The sequence below is a fragment of the bacterium genome, assembly GCA_030649055.1.
In the GTDB taxonomy this organism is placed as follows: Bacteria; Patescibacteriota; Minisyncoccia; order UBA6257; family JAUSGH01; genus JAUSGH01.
Genome location: JAUSGH010000006.1, coordinates 13,495 through 27,704, shown reverse-complemented (window position 1 = coordinate 27,704; position 14,210 = coordinate 13,495). Strand labels below are relative to the sequence as shown.

The 14,210-nt window shown below is 51.9% G+C and carries 18 protein-coding genes; 14 read left to right on the top strand and 4 right to left on the bottom strand.

Features of this window, described 5'->3' with window-relative positions:
- Positions 1 to 641: DnaB-like helicase N-terminal domain-containing protein (locus Q7R85_01740; GenBank protein ID MDO8584823.1), on the bottom strand; the 641-nt coding region annotated here is incomplete at its 3' end.
- 177 nt (positions 642 to 818) lie between these two features.
- Between Q7R85_01740 and Q7R85_01735 the strand changes: the two genes are divergently transcribed.
- Both Q7R85_01735 and Q7R85_01730 read left to right on the top strand, forming a co-directional pair.
- Complete coding sequence (locus Q7R85_01735) at positions 819 to 1,730, top strand: hypothetical protein (GenBank protein MDO8584822.1); 912 nt, start codon at positions 819 to 821, stop codon at positions 1,728 to 1,730.
- Positions 1,727 to 2,428 carry a nucleotidyltransferase family protein gene (locus tag Q7R85_01730; protein ID MDO8584821.1) on the top strand — a complete coding sequence of 234 codons (702 nt, stop codon included), beginning with the start codon at positions 1,727 to 1,729 and terminating at the stop codon, positions 2,426 to 2,428. Before Q7R85_01735 ends, Q7R85_01730 begins: the two co-directional genes overlap by 4 nt.
- A 90-nt stretch (positions 2,429 to 2,518) precedes the next feature.
- Here the strand turns inward: Q7R85_01730 and Q7R85_01725 are convergent, their stop codons facing one another.
- From Q7R85_01725 to Q7R85_01715, 3 genes are all read right to left on the bottom strand, one after another.
- The gene (locus Q7R85_01725; GenBank protein MDO8584820.1) at positions 2,519 to 2,986 is read right to left on the bottom strand and encodes a hypothetical protein; all 468 of its coding nucleotides are present in this window, start codon (positions 2,984 to 2,986) and stop codon (positions 2,519 to 2,521) included.
- Positions 2,987 to 3,030: 44 nt separating this feature from the next.
- Entirely contained in the window at positions 3,031 to 4,359 is a 1,329-nt protein-coding gene (locus Q7R85_01720) for a flippase (protein ID MDO8584819.1), read from the bottom strand.
- A 97-nt stretch (positions 4,360 to 4,456) separates the two neighbouring features.
- Positions 4,457 to 5,797 carry an exopolysaccharide biosynthesis polyprenyl glycosylphosphotransferase gene (locus Q7R85_01715; GenBank protein ID MDO8584818.1) on the bottom strand — a complete coding sequence of 447 codons (1,341 nt, stop codon included), beginning with the start codon at positions 5,795 to 5,797 and terminating at the stop codon, positions 4,457 to 4,459.
- Positions 5,798 to 5,972: 175 nt separating this feature from the next.
- Here Q7R85_01715 and Q7R85_01710 point away from each other — a divergent pair, with 175 nt between their 5' ends.
- The 12 genes from Q7R85_01710 (at position 5,973) to Q7R85_01655 (ending at position 14,088) form a co-directional block, all read left to right on the top strand.
- Entirely contained in the window at positions 5,973 to 6,212 is a 240-nt protein-coding gene (locus tag Q7R85_01710) for a glutaredoxin family protein (GenBank protein ID MDO8584817.1), read from the top strand.
- A 104-nt stretch (positions 6,213 to 6,316) separates the two neighbouring features.
- Entirely contained in the window at positions 6,317 to 7,246 is a 930-nt protein-coding gene (locus Q7R85_01705; GenBank protein MDO8584816.1) for an FAD-dependent oxidoreductase, read from the top strand.
- A 314-nt stretch (positions 7,247 to 7,560) separates the two neighbouring features.
- Positions 7,561 to 7,800, top strand: a complete 240-nt coding sequence (locus Q7R85_01700) for a hypothetical protein (protein ID MDO8584815.1) — start codon at positions 7,561 to 7,563, stop codon at positions 7,798 to 7,800.
- Positions 7,797 to 8,393, top strand: coding sequence for a peptidylprolyl isomerase (locus Q7R85_01695; protein ID MDO8584814.1), 597 nt, complete (start codon positions 7,797 to 7,799; stop codon positions 8,391 to 8,393). The genes Q7R85_01700 and Q7R85_01695 overlap by 4 nt, the downstream gene beginning before the upstream one ends.
- Positions 8,394 to 8,720: 327 nt before the next feature.
- Positions 8,721 to 9,137 (top strand): hypothetical protein, encoded by a 417-nt coding sequence (locus tag Q7R85_01690; GenBank protein ID MDO8584813.1) that lies wholly within the window; start codon positions 8,721 to 8,723, stop codon positions 9,135 to 9,137.
- Between the two features lie 57 nt (positions 9,138 to 9,194).
- The gene (locus Q7R85_01685; protein MDO8584812.1) at positions 9,195 to 9,422 is read left to right on the top strand and encodes a hypothetical protein; all 228 of its coding nucleotides are present in this window, start codon (positions 9,195 to 9,197) and stop codon (positions 9,420 to 9,422) included.
- Positions 9,423 to 9,553: 131 nt separating this feature from the next.
- Positions 9,554 to 10,030 (top strand): RNA methyltransferase, encoded by a 477-nt coding sequence (locus Q7R85_01680; GenBank protein ID MDO8584811.1) that lies wholly within the window; start codon positions 9,554 to 9,556, stop codon positions 10,028 to 10,030.
- Positions 10,031 to 10,110: 80 nt separating this feature from the next.
- Positions 10,111 to 10,578 (top strand): DUF192 domain-containing protein, encoded by a 468-nt coding sequence (locus Q7R85_01675; protein ID MDO8584810.1) that lies wholly within the window; start codon positions 10,111 to 10,113, stop codon positions 10,576 to 10,578.
- Positions 10,579 to 10,593: 15 nt separating this feature from the next.
- Positions 10,594 to 11,793: an MFS transporter gene (locus Q7R85_01670; protein MDO8584809.1), complete on the top strand. Its 1,200-nt coding sequence runs from the start codon at positions 10,594 to 10,596 to the stop codon at positions 11,791 to 11,793.
- 26 nt (positions 11,794 to 11,819) lie between these two features.
- A complete protein-coding gene (locus Q7R85_01665) occupies positions 11,820 to 12,860 on the top strand; it encodes a type I glyceraldehyde-3-phosphate dehydrogenase (GenBank protein MDO8584808.1) in 1,041 nt (346 codons plus the stop codon).
- Between the two features lie 111 nt (positions 12,861 to 12,971).
- Complete coding sequence (locus tag Q7R85_01660) at positions 12,972 to 13,424, top strand: RpiB/LacA/LacB family sugar-phosphate isomerase (protein MDO8584807.1); 453 nt, start codon at positions 12,972 to 12,974, stop codon at positions 13,422 to 13,424.
- Between the two features lie 10 nt (positions 13,425 to 13,434).
- A complete protein-coding gene (locus Q7R85_01655; GenBank protein ID MDO8584806.1) occupies positions 13,435 to 14,088 on the top strand; it encodes a hypothetical protein in 654 nt (217 codons plus the stop codon).
- Positions 14,089 to 14,210: the final 122 nt, after the last annotated feature.

Below are 14,210 nucleotides of genomic sequence, written 5' to 3'. Positions count from 1 at the left end.
GGCCGTGCCGCGAGAATAATGAGGTCGGATTTTTGAAATCCGGCGAGCTTGCTATCAAGGTCCTTAAAGCCGGTGGGGATGCCGCGAAGTTCATCGCCCGACTTGTGAAGGCGGTCAAGCCTCTCCCACGCTTCGGTGAGCGTATCTTTGAGCTCGATGAATTTGTGTACTCCGGAGCGCTGGGTAATTTCGAAGATGCGTTTCTCCGCGCGTTCCATAAGATTCTCGAGGTCTTCCGCGTCGGCATAACCAAGCTCGCCGAGGTATTCGGAAGCCTCGATGAGGTTACGCATAAGATGTTTCTTCTGAATGATTTCGGCGTAGTGTTTGAGGTTTGTAGACGACGGAACGCTCGCGGTGAGCTCGGCAAGGTATGACGCCCCGCCGACCGCTTCAATCTCGCTTTTTTCAGTGAGGCGCGACGAGAGTGAAAGAAGGTCGATCGGAATGTGCTTTCCGGCCAGTTCAACCATAGTTTTCCAGATAAGGCGATGCCTGCCGGAATAGAAAGCCGCTTCGACGATGACGTCCTGTATGTCGGAGAGTCCATCGGGGCGGAGCATAACAGAACCAAGAAGCGCCTTTTCGGCGTCGAGGTTCTGTGGCGGGATGCGGGGGTTTGAGGTGTGAGGCGAGGCCATAAAGATATTCCTATAGGACCTACGCATTTCTCACTTTTCTGTCATTCCCGCCTGTCTGCGTGCGGACACGCACAGGCAGACGTAGGCGGGAATCCAGTTTGTAGCCATTTTTTAAGGCTCTGGATTCTCGTTTTCACGGGAATGACACCGATTGCGTAAGTTCTATAATATATGACTATGGGGAAAAAAGTTGTCGGAATTATCGGGGTCGGGATGGTCGGCGGCGCCCTTGCGCGCTATTTTTTGGAAGTGAAAAAATACCGCCGTGGGAGGGATGTGTTGCTTTATGACGCGGACGCGAAAAAAGGTTATAGCGATGACGTGAACGGCGCCGACGTTATTTTTGTCGCGGTTCCGACGCCGCGTGATAAAAAAACTGGCGTGTGCGATACCTCGATTGTCGAAGTGGCGTTGGGTACGCTTCGCGACGGGAAAATCGCGGTTATTAAATCAACCGTTTCGCCGGGTACGACCGATGCCATGCAGCGAAAATTCCCGAAGCTTAAAATGCTTTTTAGTCCGGAGTTTTTGACGGAAAAAAATGCGTGGAGTGACACTATCAATCCCGACCGGCAGATTGTTGGGTTTACCAAGGGGCACGAAAACGAAGCGCTTGAGGTGCTGAAGCTTCTTCCGGAAGCCCCGTTTCAGTCGCCGTCAAAAAACTCGTACATCACGGCGCTTGAGGCGGAGCTTATTAAGTACGCGGGGAATGTGTATCTTTCGCGCAAAGTGGTATTCGCGAACGCGCTCGCAAAAATCGCGGAGAAGGTCGGCGCTGACTATAACCATGTGCGTGCCGGCATGGGGGCGGACGCGCGCATTGGGAAATCTCACTTGGACGTGGACTACAACGCGTACCGCGGTTTTGGCGGCTATTGCTTCCCGAAGGACACTTCTGCGTTGATGATGTTCGCGAAAGACGCGGGACTTGCTGATGTGTATGCATTGCTCAAAGCCGACTGGGATTTTAATGAACGACTCCTGCGTGCACAGGGGCTAACGATTGATGAAGTGAGCCGGCATGACAATGAGATTTATGAGATTATAAAAAAGCAACGAAGCAATAAAGCAAAAAAGCACGCATGAAAGCCATCATTCTTGCCGGAGGGTCGGGGACGCGGTTGCTTCCGGTCACGCTGGAAATCCCGAAGCCGCTTTTGACGGTGCGCCGGAAGCCGATTTTGAATTATTTGATTGAGTTTTTTGCGAAACACGGCGTAACGGACACGACCGTTGTTATTCATAAAGACCACGCGGAGGATTACGAGTGGTGGAAAAAGCGTTACCGGAAAGAGTTGCCGAAGCGGCTGAATATTTTTGCCGAACCGAAACCGCTCGGCACCTTTGGCGGAATGAAATATTTGAAACCCAAGCTGAATGCCCCGTTTATCCTTTCAAACGGCGACGAGCTCAAAGATTTTGATCTCACGGATTTTATCCGTGCGCACCGTGAAAACCCCGCGCATCCGGTTGCGACTATCGCGCTTGTTAAGGTCCCGAATCCGTCACAATACGGCGTTCCGGTGATGAGCGACACGCGCATTACGGAGTTTTTAGAAAAGCCGGCGAACCCCCCGTCGTCTTATGTTTCATCAGGCATTTATATTCTTGATCCGGAAGTGTTTCAATACGCTGATTTTAAGAAAGGATTCTTGATGATTGAGAAAGATGTGTTTCCGCGGCTTGCGGCTGCGGGGAAATTGGCGGGGTATAAAATCAAGAATGGGCGTTGGTTTGATTGTGGGACGCTTCCGCGATGGGAGAAAGCGATTAGGGAATGGTAGCGGCGGACGCGCCCTTCTCCGCTTTGTTATTCGGTGAGTGATTGAAATGCTGAAGCCCCGATCCTTCTTAAAAGATCGGGGCTTCGTGCGTCACGCGATGATATGCGGCTTGGCTGCCTCTGCGTTGAGCATGACATAGTTTCCGCGACGACAGAACGCGAATGTGAGCGGAGGGTTCCCTCCGAACCGGAGCTTCAGGTCAACGTCGTGCATGGTGCGCGCGAATACCGCGAGGTGACCGAAAATGTCCGAGATGCACGGCTCGTACATCTCAATTTCGTTGCCCTCGCCGTTCACCGACGCGTACACAGCGACGATGCTTTTCGGCAGAATCGAGAAGTTGTCGCCCTTCCGGTGCAGGATAAGCGGCTCCAACGGAACTCCGTCGGGACATCGGACGTCGATGGTTGCCAGTATCTCCCGGTCCGGGGGCTGTACGCGCGGCTTGCCGAAGTCGGCAAGTCCGAGCAGAATGCCAAGTGATCCCTTGTAGTGAGATGCCGGCGCGCTCCCAATGCGCACAAGGACATGGTCCACGTAGCGATTGCTCTCAATCATGGCTGCCTCCACTTAACTGCCGTTTCTGCGGTTTGCTGGCTTTATTATATGTCTTTATGATGAAGCGTCAACTGCCGTAAGTAAAAGCGAATTGAGGGCATAATGCGTAGCCCGTTCACGCGCTTCATTTTTCTCCAGATGAGCGCATTGGTGATGAGTTGCGTCGCGACGGTTGCGGCTGCGGCGCCAAGGATTCCGTAGGAGGGGATAAGTAGCAGATTAAATATGGCGTTTCCAAAAATTGCGACAAGCACAAAGGTTAAAAAACTCCGCTGTTTGTCGTAGGCAAAAATTGCGTTGCCGAGGAGTGTTGAGGGATAGACAATGAGAACGGTGAGCATAAGCAGTCGGAAGGCGGGGATCGCCGGGCCGTATGCGGCGCCGAACACGATCGTGATGATTGGGGTTGCGAGCAAGAATCCGATGATGGTGATGGGAGCGGCGATTAGCACGACAAATGCGACGGATTTTTCAAGCAAGTTTTTTGCCAGAGCGCCGTCAGCGATAACCGCGCGGGAGAGCGGCGGGAAGATGCTTGTCGCGATGAGCTGGGGAAACACGTAGGAAAGGAGAATGAGTTTTTGCGCGACGGAATAATATCCCACTTCGGAGGCAGGACGCAGCCACCCCAGCATAATGATGTCGGTGTTGAGCATGATGGCGCCCATAAGCCCCATAAGGCCAAACGGCCACGCAGTGGTTAAAATTGGGATAATTAAATGAAGAGAAAAGTTTTTGAGGATGTTGCTGTAATGACCGCGGAGCGCAACGCCGGTTGCGACAAAGCCGACGCCGCTTCCGATGGCGTAGGCCCACGCAAGCGCGGTCGTTGTCTGATAGGTGATGAGAAATACGAACCCTAACCCGACAATCATGGCGTTGGTGAAAATAACGAGTCCCGCCTCCACCTCCATTTTTTCCAGGGCGCGGCAGAGCGCCGAACCGAGGTCGCGGAGCGTGTCAAACGCGAAAACTAAAAGCAAGATTGGCATGAGCACCGCCGCTTCGGGGATGTTGGTCAAATAGGGGAACGCGGTGATGACGACGGCGATGCACGCGACAAGAAGTGCGAGTTTTACCCAGAACGCGGTTGCGAGATATTGATTTTTGAGCTCCGGGTTGCGGCTTGCTTCCTTTGTGATAAGCGCGTTAATGCCGATATCCGAGAAAATAGTGAGGAATGCCGCGACGCCCAAGGCATACGAAAACGCGCCCCAGTGTTCGGCGCCGAGTACTCTCGCGGCATAAATAACGATTGCGGCGCGGAGCGCGCGGCTGACGAATTGCCCGAAAAAAAGCCAGAACGTATTTTTGGCGACGGTCTGGGTGGTGCCGGTGTTATGAAAAAGAAAGGATGTTATTTTTTTTAGCATCGTATTTGTTTGTCATTCCAGGCGTATGCGGGAATCCAGCGTGTAGAAAATTTCTGGATCCTCGCTTTCGCGAGGATGACAGGTGTACGGGGGTTATCTACGTAATTTTCACGAGCAGTAATTTGAGCGTTTTGAGGATGATGGTGACGTCAAGGAAAAATGAACGATTTTTCATATAGTAGAGGTCATATTGCAGTTTCTCGTACGCGTCTCGCGCTGACGCGCCGTAGCGATAATTGATCTGCGCCCAGCCGGTGACGCCGGGATTCACGAGCTGGCGAAGCTCATAGAACGGAATTTCTTTTTTGAGCTGATCCACAAACTCCGGACGTTCGGGTCGCGGGCCTACGAACGAAACGTCTCCAATGATGATATTCCAAAGTTGGGGAAGTTCGTCCAGGTGAGTGTAGCGGAGCGCCGCGCCGATGAAGGTCGCGCGAGGGTCGTGTTCTTTTGCCCATTCTGCTCCGTGGGTCTCCGCGCCCACGCGCATGCTACGAAATTTGTAGAGCGTAAACGCAACCCCGTATTTTCCCACGCGTGTTTGGCGGTGGAGCACGGGAAATCCCGAGGTGAGAATGATGAGACTGCCGATGAGTGCCGTGAGCGGCAGAAGCAATATAAAAAGCATCATCGCCCCGGCGCGCTCCAAGGGAGCTACGAAGGAGTCGTAGGCGCGCTTGTATTCGGCGATGTTATCCAGCAGCCACACTTCTTCGGTCTCCGCGAGCGGAACCTTTTCAAATACGCGCTCATAGAGTGTCGCGACGTCAATCACGGAAATACCGAGTGCCAATTGATGGTAGATGACGCGCGCGGAGTGCAGATTTTTTTTGATATGGCTCGGGATAACAACGGTGGAAATTTTGTTATCAATGAAAATTTGCGCCAAATGTTTGAATTCCGGATCGTTTAATCCGCCCTTCATATGATAGGAGATTTTGTAGCCGAGTTGCGGATTTTGTTCAATGTGGGTGATGAGTTCTTCGGTCACCGGACCGGCGCCCACCAGTAGTAGGCGTTCTTTTGAGCCGCCGAGCCCCAAGAGCTTGTTGTAGCTTACGCGCCACGCGCCACCGACGGCCGCGAATATTCCCAGATGGATAATGAGGTTGGTTTTTGGCGTAATGAGCGCGGGAATAAAATAGAAGTAAAAGATGGCGATGAGCGCGGCGATGACAAGCGCGCCCGCGGCATTTTTCGCGAAGCGAAGATCGTTTTTGAGTGTGCGGAGATCATAGAGTCCGGCGACGTAAAAAATAAAAATCCACAAGGCGAAGATGGCGGAAAATGAGAAGAGATGCGCCTGATATATGCGCAGTTCGCGCGGCGTATAGGCGCCATAACGGAGGAGGAGTGTTACGGCTAACGAAAAATAAAGGATGATGATATCCCCTGTAAGCAATAAGGCCTGTTTGATATATCTGGTGCTGTACATGGAGTAATCGCGAATAATGCGAATTTGGCTCGGTAATAATGCGAATTGCGGGCTCTCGCCTTTCTTGATTCTATCTTATTCGCGATATAAACAAAACCTTTTTTATTGCAGTTAAGTTTTCATGGGTATATAATGGAAAAACGGTCGCAAAACATTTATTATTCAATAAACACTTATGGCAAAATCCGTAAAAATTTACAGCACGCCGACGTGTACGTACTGCAAGATGGCGAAGGACTTCTTTCAGAAGAGTGGGGTCAAATATGACGAGGTTGATGTCTCCGCGGATATGGACGCGCGGAAGGAGATGGTGGAAAAGTCGCATCAGCTGGGTGTGCCGGTGATTGACGTTGAGGGGGAGATATTCGTAGGGTTTAATCGTTCGGAGCTCGCTAAGGCGTTGGGAATTAAATAGGAGGGTATAGCGGTTAGCGTAAAGCGTTTAGGCGGATGAGATGAGGGACGCCAAACTTTTCTAACTAAACGCCAAACGCTATACCCTAAACGCTCACAACTTTTATGTACGATCTAATCATCGCCGGCGGCGGGCCTGCCGGAGTTTCGGCGGGAGTATACGCCGCGCGGAAAAAAATAAAAACGTTGTTTATCACCGACTCCTTTGGTGGGCAGTCTTTGCCGTCCGCGGGGATTCAGAATTGGATCGGGACTGTCGAGGTGTCCGGTTATGATTTGGCGCAAATGCTTGAAGGACACTTGCGCGCGCAGGAAGACATTGAAATTGTTGATGACGATAAAGTCGTGGCAGTGGAAAAGACGGGCGCGAACTTTTCGGTTAAGACCGAGAGCGGAAAAACATATGAAACGAAGGCGTTGCTTGTCACGACCGGCAGTCGTAGGAGGCGGCTGGGCATTCCGGGCGAGGACCGTTTGGACGGCAAGGGCGTGGTGTTTTGTTCTACGTGCGACGCGCCCATATTTAAAGACAAGGTTGTTGCCGTTATCGGAGGAGGAAACGCCGGGCTTGAAGCGGCGCAGGATCTTTTAGCGTATGCCTCAAAAATTTATATATTGGAGCGAGGGATTGCGTTGCGCGGTGACGCGGTGACGCAAGAAAAAATAGTCAAGCATCCGAAGGTTTCCATATTGTTGAACACTGAGGTGAAGGAAATTACCGGTGAGGCGTTTGTTTCGGGGCTGCGCTACAACGATCTGGGGAGTGGCGAGATGAAGGATCTTGCGGTTGAGGGTGTGTTTGTGGAAATCGGCTCAATTCCGAACGGTGACTTTTTGAAAGGAGTTGTTGCGATGAATAAGATAAATGAAGTGGTTGTTGAGCCGCAGACCCAGCGGACGAGCGTTTCCGGCATCTGGGCGGCAGGGGACGTGAGTGATGTGTTATACAAGCAAAACAATATCGCGGCGGGAGATGCCATTAAAGCGGTGCTGGATATTTACGAGTATTTGAATAAGGGCGGCGCGCACTCATAAGCGATCGCGTTAAGCTTTGTCATTCCGGACCTGCCTACCGGATAGGCAGGATTGATCCGGAATCCAGCGCATCGCAAACGGAAAGACCCCGACGACCATAGTAGGTCGTCGGGGTCTTTCTCATCCTTCCTGTCCCCGCTTTTCACTATTCGTTCTTCACTATTCACTCCGCGCTAGCGGTACCGTCCGCTCACCTTCTTTCCCGCTGTTTTGCGGTGTTTCTTTTTTGCGATCTTTTGTTTCTTGTTCATGTTATTTATTATGATGTATTGGTTGCTATTGCGCAATAGACGGGTTCGTCTTATCTTTAAAATATGAAAGAACATATGTTGGAGAAAGAGCATATCGGCGCCGGTGAGCCGCGCGAGCACCTCGAGGCGCAAATTAAAGAGCTGGGAGAAAAGATCGCGCAATTAAGCGATGAAGCGGTGTCGGCCGGGAGAAGCGGGGAGAAAGATCGCGCCGCCTCGCTTGAAAAAGAGAAGGCGGAGCTTTCAGCTGAACAGCGTGCGCTTTTAGGTAAGCGTGCCGAGCTTCGCGAGCACAAACTATGAAGCCAAGTTTTATTTTGTCCGCCATCGTCGTTGTGGCGGGAATGCTTATATATTTTTTTCTTGCCCGTGGCAACGACGTGCCCGTAGCAACCAATATGATGATCACACTTGAAACATCGCAGGGGAATATCGAGGTTGAACTTTATGCGTCGGATGCGCCGAAGACGGTTGAAAATTTTGTGAAGCTTGCAAAGGCGGGCTATTATGATGGCTTGTCATTTCACCGCGTTATTTCGGATTTCATGATCCAGGGCGGCGACCCGAATTGTGGAACAAATGGTGGCGCGGACTCGGGTTTTTGCGGAGGCGGCGGACCGGGCTATCAGTTTGAGGATGAGTTGAATCCGGCGACGGCGTCGTATAAAACGGGATATAAAAAGGGCGTGCTCGCAATGGCAAACGCCGGGCCAAACACCAACGGCAGCCAATTTTTTATTTTGGTGGCGGATTATCCGTTGCCCCACAACTATACGATTTTCGGCCGCGTGACCGCGGGACAAGATGTCGCGGATGCGATAAGCACTGTGAAGCGCAATTCAAACGATAGGCCGACGACGCCGGTGGTGATGCAAAAGATTGTTGTTGCGCCTTAGTCTGATCGTGGCCCGCGAGTATGTTTCTGCGCATCTTCGCGACCTGCTTCGGTCGCTTTTTCCGTCTGCTTTCCGGCCCGCCTGCTGGCGGGACGGTCGCCTCGAGCGACCTCCCGAAAATCAGACGGGCGACCTCGCGGCACCCGCGAAAGATTGCTCTAAACAGACTCCCGTGCCGCACATTCCACGCTTTCCTCTATGGATTGACGCATAGCGGGGGATGGGTGAAGTTATGATAATGTAGCGCCTTCGGCGCCTTTTTTTGGTTGCATTTTCCGTTTATATATCTTATATTTGTTGCAGTGATTCTTGTGATGGAGGTGCGCAATGGCGAGCAGTCAGCTTCGGGTGTCGTTTGCGGGTACGGAAGTGGGATACGCGCTAGATGTCACGGTGCCGGGAGTGTATAAGGGTAATACTCCCGACTACGAGAACGTGCGCGTGCTGCATGCGCTTTGCCGGTACTTCAAGCCGGTGAATCGCGGCAACGCTCCGGCAAAGAAAGAGCTTCGGAAGCTTCTCCGGGATTTTCCGGATGATCGGATCGTGCTCGAATCCGTGCTCGGCGTGTTCCTTATGCTGAGAGGACAGTTCTCGTTGGAGGTTGATCCGAGCCGCACGATCGAGGTATTCGAGACCGACGCTGGTTCGTGGACACATCACCTCACGTTGCGACTTCGCCGCACAATAGCCCCAAAAGGTGTTCAGGTTGTGGACGCAGAACTTCTGCGGCCGCGGAAGTAGGAGGTTCCGATGGGCGTGTTCTCGGACGATGAAGAGGAGCGGCCGCGGGACTTCGACATGTACAACGGGGAAAGCCAGGAGTGTCCCGTGTGCGAGCGCGTGTTCGTTCCCGGCGACACGGTGAACGTCTTCACTGTTGATGGGTGTGAGATCGCGATGTGCCATCTGGACATCAAGGGCTTCTCTGCGCAGTTCCTTGGTGCCACGGGCTGCGTGCGGCAGTGGCGGAAGAAGCAGACGCGCAAGTATCCGGCGCCGATCGTGAAGACCATTCCGGCGCTCTAGATTCGCGACGCATGCCCCAGCCTTTCGAGGTTGGGGCATCGCTATTTTTATGCGTATTTTATAATGGAAAATGGAGTTGATTCGCTTTCGGTTCCCAAATACTAGATACTAAATACTGAATACTAACTCTTATGATCGCCATTCTCTACAACATCCGCAGTTTGTTTAATGTCGGTTCAATTTTTCGCACCGCGGATGCGGCGGGTATTGAGAAATTATATTTGTGCGGCATTACGCCAACCCCGTTTGATGTATTTGACCGGCCGCGGCCAGAGATTGCGAAAGTCGCGCTTGGCGCGGAAAAAACGGTGCCATGGGAGCACGCGCGAAGTACGGCAAAAGTGATCGAGCTTCTTCGGCGCGACGGCTATAAAATTGTCGCGTTGGAACAAAGCAAAAAATCCGTACCGTACTATACGCTACGCGCTACGCGCCACGCGCTTCGCAAGGTCGCCCTTATCGTCGGCCATGAGGTGAAGGGGGTCGCGCCTGCAATCTTGAAGCGTTGTGATGCGGTAATAGAGATTCCCATGTATGGTAAGAAGGAGTCATTGAATGTCGGAGTGGCGTTTGGGGTGGTGGCGTTCGGTTTGCGACACCATCGCTGACAAAATAATTACTGCCTGAGTTTATCGAAGGCAATTCCTTTATGTAGCCCTTCGACAAGCTCAGGGAATAAAATTAATATATGAAAAAACAATTCGCCATTTTTTCACTGATGGGTATCCTGCTTGCAGCAGCAGCTTTTGTTTTCAGTGTTTTACCGAAATCCCGCGAGCGTGAGGCGAGCGAGCGTGTTACCATTGGCGGCGCGGAGTTTGTGGTTGAGGTGGCAAATACAGCCTATGCGCGCATGCAGGGACTTTCGGGGCGCGAGGCGTTGCCCGAAGGGAAGGGCATGCTCTTTCTTTTTGACCCTCCGGCGAGCGTTGGTTTCTGGATGAAGGATATGCGGTTCCCTATTGATATTGTTTGGATTTTCGCCGGCAGCGTTGTCGGAGTTGAAGCAAATGCCTCGCCCGATGACAGTCCCGGTCGCACAATTTATTATCCGCCGCAGCCGGCGGACGCCGTGTTGGAGATTCCGGCGGGGAGCGCCGCGGCGAACGGTATCGGCATCGGTAGCGCGGTAGGGCGTGGTATAGTAGGGAAATAATGAAGTAGTAAGTTTATGGTTATCGATAAAAGAATTCTTGGGTTGCGGCGCAACGTCTTTTTTCTCGGTCTCGTGAGTTTTTTTAACGATTTCTCGGCCGAGATGGTGTATTCGGTTATGCCCGCGTTCCTTACGGTTGTGTTGGGCGCGCCGCCGGTGTTTCTGGGTTTTATGGAAGGGTTTGTGGACGCGTTCGCGAGCATATTTAAAATCTTTTCGGGTTGGCTTTCGGATAAGGTGGGCGCGCGCAAGCGGTTCGCGGTTTCCGGTTACGCGCTCGCGGTTATCGCGCGTTCGTTTCTTGCATCGGTCGGGAATATCTGGCAGGTCTTTGCATTGCGTGTTGTTGACCGGCTTGGTAAAGGACTGCGCGATTCACCCCGCGACGCGTTGCTCTCGGAGTCCGTTGAGGCGCACGAACTCGGCAAGTCATTCGGTTATCATCGGGCGATGGATCGCGCCGGCGCGATTCTCGGTCCGTTAGGCGCGATTATATTGTTGCCGGCGCTCGGCGGCGACTATCGCCGGTTGTTTCTTATTGCCGCGGGACTCGGCGTATTCGCTGTTTTTACTTTTGTCTTTGTGCGTGAGGTGAAGACAAAAGAAGAGATCGTACCTAAAGTGCCGGTGCCGTTCACGTTCTCTCTCCGTAATTTTTCCCGTGAGTTCAAGCTTTTTCTTTTTGCGACGTTTGTGTTCGGTCTTGGCGTGATGCCCGAGGCGCTGATGCTCCTCAAAGCCAGCGACATCGGGCTTTCATTCGCCTCAATCCCGTTTGTGTATCTTGTCTATACCGTTTCATTTACTGTTTTCGCGATTCCGTTCGGGAAAATTTCCGATCGCGTCGGTGAGAAAAAAGTGCTTATCGGGGGGTTCTGCGCGGCGATCGTGAGTTATCTTATGCTCGCGACCTTTCAAACGCTCTCCGGTGTTGTGCTCGGCTTCATTGTTTTCGGACTATATTCGGCGATGACTGACGGCGTCGGCCGGGCGCTGACGAGCAAAATGGTTGCTCGCGCGCAGCTTGCGACGGGGCAAGGATTTTTACAGTCTGCCACGGGTATTTCGGCGCTCCTCGGAGGTGTCATCGGCGGAACGCTGTGGACGATGTTCGGCGCGTATGCCGCGTTTATGTACGGCGCGGCGTTTATGGTTATCGGGTTGTTTGTTTTTCTGCGGTTGAACGGATTTCACAAGTCAGAATCTAGTATTTAGAAGCTAGAATCTAGTATAATGAATGTATGATACATACACGTATTGCTATTAACGGATTTGGCCGCATTGGCAGATTATTTTTCCGGCAGATTTTTGGTATACCCGGAGTGGAAGTCGTCGCCATTAATGATTTGGGCGATATTGAAAATCTCGCGTACTTACTGAAATACGATTCGGTGTACCGGACGTATGAAAAAAAGATTGAGGTTGCTCATCCGGTGACGAATGGAAGGGGGGAGTTGCTGGTGGACGGCAAGTCCGTCATTGTGTTTCAAGAAAAAGATCCGGCGCGGTTGCCGTGGAACGCCATGAAGATTGATGTTGCCGTGGAATCCACTGGCGTGTTTGAATCGTTTGAAAAATCCCGCGCGCATTTGGTGGCGGGCGCAAAGCGCGTGGTCATCAGCGCTCCGGCGAAGGATGAAGAGCAAGCCGACGCGAAGACCGTTTTGCTCGGAATGAACGAAGAGCAGTTTAAGGCGTGCAAGGTTACGTCTAACGGTTCGTGCACCACAAGCGCCACATATCCGGTTGCGGCGGTGATGCATGAGAGCGTGGGTGTGCTCAAAGCATTTTTGGCGACGACGCACGGGTATACCGCCACGCAGAACCTTGTTGATGGGTCAACGCGGGGAAAGGATTTTCGCCGCGGTCGCGCGGGAGCAATCAACATCGCGCCGTCGTCTACCGGAGCGGCTATTTCCGTGACGCGAGTATTAAAAGATTTAGAAGGAAAATTTGACGGTATTGCATTGCGTGTGCCGATTCCTTCGGGGTCGCTCGCAGATTTCACCTTTCTCGCAAAACGGAAAACTTCCGTTGAAGAAGTAAACGATATATTCCGCAAAGCGGCAAAAAGCGCGCAGTGGAAGGGGATACTGGACGTGACCGAAGACCAGCTTGTGTCATCGGACATCATCGGTTGCAGCGCCGCTTCCGTTGTGGATTTGCAATACACAAAAGTCGTTGACGGTGATTTCGTGAAAGTGCTGGCGTGGTATGACAACGAGTGGGGATATGTGACGACATTGGTGAAACACGTGATGAAAGTGGCAGAGTTATTATAAATTTCTAATTCCTAATAACTAATTTCTAATTAAGGAATTATTTTTTAAAAATTAGGCATTAGATATTTTATTAGAAATTCGGAATTAGATATTAGAAATTGAAAAATTTTCATGAAAATTTTTATAGGCGCCGATCACCGCGGCTACAATTTAAAAGAATCGTTGAGGGCAAAGTTGTTGAAGGAGGGCAACGAGGTTATTGATATGGGCGGATCTGGCGACCCGGCCGACGACTATCCGGATTTCGCGGAAAAAGTTGGCGAGGCGGTTTCCAAAGACTCCGAAGCAAAAGGAATTCTCATTTGCGGCTCCGGTGTTGGTGTTTTGATCGCCGCGAATAAAATCAAAGGCGTGCGCGCGTCGCTTATTTTTGAGCCTAAACAGGGACGCGATGCGCGAGCGGACGAAGATCCGAATGTGCTCACGCTTTCAGCCGATTACACCACAGAGGAAAAGGCGCGTCAGATTGTTGATGCCTGGCTTTCAACCCCGTTTTCCGGCGTAGAGCGGCATGCGCGCCGTGTCGGAAAGATTGCGGCGATTGAACAGAAAAATTTCCGGTAGTTTTTGCATCATGCAAGTTATCCCGTCTATTAATGAGGCGAGTTTTTCGGAAGTCGCGGCAAAAATAAAAAAAGCCGAGACGTTTTTGCCGCCCGAGGCTTTCGTGCATTTAGATATTTCTGACGGCATTTTTACGCCGCACAAAACATGGAATACTCCGGAGGAGCTTGGAGGGCTCACGACACGATTGAATCTCGAAGTGCACTTAATGGTGCAAGAGCCTGAGGCGGTGCTTCCGGCATGGCTTGCTGCTTTGCGGCAGGCGACAAGCGGAAAGCGGAGAGTCATCGTGCATGTTGAGGTGATGAATGACCCGGCGTTTATTTTGGATTCGTGCGCCGAGGCGGGCGCTGAAGCGGGGCTTTCCTTCCGGCCTTTGACCGCGCCCGACTTGGCGCTGGTCTATTTGCGGGATTTTACGCTGGCGCAAGTGCTTGCCGTGGATCCGGGACCTTCGGGGCAGGTATTTCAGGAATCCGCCCTCTCGAAAATTCAGTTTTTAAGACAGCACGCGCCAAATGTTATAATTGAAGTAGACGGCGGAATGAATCCTGAGGCTGCGTTTCGCGTTAAAGGCGCGGGAGCGGACGCGATTGTATCGGGTGCGTATGTCTGGGAGGCACCTCTGCCGAAGCTGGCGTACGAGGAACTAGCAGGCATATAAGCAAGTAAGCAAAGAAGCAATAAAGCAAGAGAATAAGGGGGTAAGAAAACAAAAAAGCAGCGAAGCAACAAAGCGGGAGTTTTGTTTAAATGCTTTCTTGCTTTAATGCTTTATTGAGGAGC